4 protein-coding genes are annotated in these 2,637 nt (G+C 60.4%); 2 read left to right on the top strand and 2 right to left on the bottom strand.

All coding sequences use genetic code 11. From position 1 onward, the window contains the following. The coding region (locus C0V97_RS17565; RefSeq protein WP_127103728.1) for a 6-carboxytetrahydropterin synthase at window positions 1-420 on the top strand (420 nt) is incomplete at its 5' end. Between the two features lie 50 nt (window positions 421-470). Here C0V97_RS17565 and C0V97_RS18470 read toward each other — a convergent pair. After that, a complete protein-coding gene (locus C0V97_RS18470; RefSeq protein WP_158625437.1) occupies window positions 471-629 on the bottom strand; it encodes a hypothetical protein in 159 nt (52 codons plus the stop codon). Window positions 630-863: 234 nt separating this feature from the next. Here C0V97_RS18470 and C0V97_RS17560 point away from each other — a divergent pair, with 234 nt between their 5' ends. After that, window positions 864-1,496: a 3'-5' exonuclease gene (locus C0V97_RS17560; RefSeq protein WP_127103277.1), complete on the top strand. Its 633-nt coding sequence runs from the start codon at window positions 864-866 to the stop codon at window positions 1,494-1,496. A gap of 64 nt (window positions 1,497-1,560) precedes the next feature. Here C0V97_RS17560 and C0V97_RS17555 read toward each other — a convergent pair. After that, window positions 1,561-2,637 (bottom strand): Hint domain-containing protein (locus C0V97_RS17555; protein ID WP_199752011.1); only part of this gene is annotated, 1,077 nt, incomplete at its 5' end.

Raw genomic sequence — 2,637 nt, 5'->3', positions numbered from 1 at the left:
CTTCCACATCGCCTTGATGGCGGGCGCAATATGGTAGTCCCTTTCGCCGAGGCCAAGGTGCGCTGGCACGCATTCGTGGATACCCGCCTCGATCACGCATTTCAGATTTCTGCTGCGGACCCGCTTCTTGACTGGTTTCGCGATCATGAGCCTCATCGGCTCGACCGTCTGGTCGTCACACCGGGCGATCCCACCACCGAACTGTTGGCCGCGCTGCTCTACGCCAAATTGGAGGCTTTTCTGATCGCGGATGGCGACATGTTACGCTGCACCAGCCTGACATTGCAGGAGACGCCCACCAACACGGTGATTCTGCGCGATGGTCCTGACGCCTGCTTGCCGCTCATGCCAAAAGCACCCAGCGAGTATTGGTGGCACCGCGCCGATCATACGATCTCAGATCTGGGCGTTTCGCGCTGATGTCCACGTGATAGCGCTCTCTCCTGGCATGACCGCCAGGGAGGCCATTATCAATGCTTCTGGGACCATTCCTGGCCGAGAAGCTGGACATGAACGCGGAATTCACCGTGGTGGTCTGTCTTCACGTCACGAGGGGGGGGCGGCGACACCTTTGCGGCCTCGTTCTCGGTGAGGATTTCACTCCGGGGGGAAGTCGAATTATTGCTCATGACCTTCTCCTTTCCTGCAAAACAACAAAGGAACATGGCCTCAATCTGGCAACGTCATGAAAGAATGAGGCATGACTCCAGGCGTGTTCCGTATGGTTCTGAAACGTGCCGCACACCGATTGGTTCACCTGCTCATCTGGCGATTACAAATATTACCTCACCTTTGGGGTATTCACTGTGAGCAGTCTCAAATGAAGCCAGGTTCTGTAGCAGAAGAAAGAGTTGAGTGATTCCATGCGTCTACGTGTTATTGATCTCGAAACGACAGGCGCGCACCCCGCTGCTTCCGAAGTTATCGAATTCGGGTCGGTCGATCTGGTCCTGCAGGATGATCAATGGCGCGTCGAGCCCATCCATACCCGGCTCTTCCGCCCCAGAGCGACGCTCTCGCCCGAGACCCAGGCGGTACATCATCTTATGGACGAGGATTTCAGTCCTGACATGCCTCATGCAGACCCTGAAATCCTGCAAGCAGAAGTAAGACGGGCTCCGCTCCCCGACATGCTCGCCGCCCATCACATCGCCTTCGAACGCCATTTTCTGACTGACGAGATCACTGGTGGCCTTCCCTGGCTTTGCACCCTGCGTATCGGTCAGAAGCTCTGGCCGGAAGCGCCGCGCCATACGAATCAGATCTTGCGTTACTGGCTGGCCCTGGATCTCGACAGAAAGCTGGCCTCCCCGGCCCATCGGGCCGGTCCCGACGCCTATGTCACGGCACATATCCTCAGGCGCCAGCTCGCTCTCTCCCCCCCCCAGGACCTTCTACAGTTGACCCAGGCGCGCCACATCCGGCGCGGCACAGCACTCAGAGCAGGCCGGGACCTGCGCCGGGACGTGCATCGTCAGGAGCAGCTTTTCCGCTAGCGTGGCAGGGCATCAGCGACGGAGCGAGTTGCGCGCCTCGCCCGCCAGCCACGCGGGCAGCGCCTCAGGCAGCGCTTCGACGCGGGCCGGCTGCCCTGAGGCGAATGCCAAGAACAGCATAATTCCCCCCCTCACGCGCGCCAAGCGGCAGGAGGGCATTGCCCCCCGTCCAGCGAACGGAGCCGTCTTCCAGACCGTGCCAGCCCTCAAGCGCGACATCCTGCAGATGTGCGTCGATACGACGGGTCGCGGCGCTGTCCCAGAGATGGATGTCGCCCACCAGCACACCGAGATCGCGACGATCATCGATGAACGGCCCCTCAATCTGCGAGGGACTGGCGGCGCGCGATCTGAGCCGCACCTCTTCGAGCAGGGGCGGAACCTGGAAGATCATCATATCCGCTGTCCGACGGGACGGATGAATGATTTGCCCATCGGGAGCCACCAGATGCAGATCGGTTTCGCCATCGGGTATCAGCTCCTCAGGTGGTGAGAGTCGGTCGGAACCGACCGCCCCCCCCTGCTCTGCCAGCATCCGGTGGAGAGGCTCCACGAAAGCACGCTCGACACAGAGCGGTGCAGCGCGTGACATGGCGCACGAGGTTTCAGCCATCGCAGTGCCACTGGCAAAGTCCACGTCTGACAGACGCTGCGTGTCGAACAGCGTTTCGGTTTCCATGTTGTTCGACCAGAGGATCGCATGATCCTGGGTGCGCAGATGATAGATCATGAAGCGCGACTGGCTGCGATCATAGGCAATGCTGCCGCCATTCACGAGCATGCGTGCTGGTACGAGGCGGCCACCAATATGGATGCAGTGCTCAGGAGTGATGAACAGATCACGATCGGGCAGCCCCGCCCCGAGCGCATTGGCCCGGAACCGCACAGGGTAGCCCGCTCTATCATCGCTGCGCGAGGGATCGACCACGATCTCGGCGGAACCGACCCAGGTGATTTTGCGAATGACCGGTCCATCCTCGCCCATGACGCAGAGCTCGTCACCGGGCTGCAACGTTTCGACCGCTTTTTCACCACAGGGTGTGCGGATCATCGTCCCGGCAAGGAAGCACCTGTCATAAATCAGGTTGGTGCTGCCGTCGCTATCGGCCTCAAGATGGAAATCGCCTGCCTTGTAGCTGCC

It is taken from the genome of Asaia sp. W19 (assembly GCF_003994335.1).
GTDB lineage: Bacteria > Pseudomonadota > Alphaproteobacteria > Acetobacterales > Acetobacteraceae > Asaia.
Note: the sequence above shows the minus strand (reverse complement) of the source record. Positions and strands in the feature narration are given on the sequence as shown.

Bases quoted from the DNA above. Each gene is read 5' to 3' on its own strand.
- C0V97_RS18470 (WP_158625437.1), bottom strand. From the start codon at position 629: ATGAGCAATAATTCGACTTCCCCCCGGAGTGAAATCCTCACCGAGAAC.
- C0V97_RS17560 (WP_127103277.1), top strand. From the start codon at position 864: ATGCGTCTACGTGTTATTGATCTCGAAACGACAGGCGCGCACCCCGCT.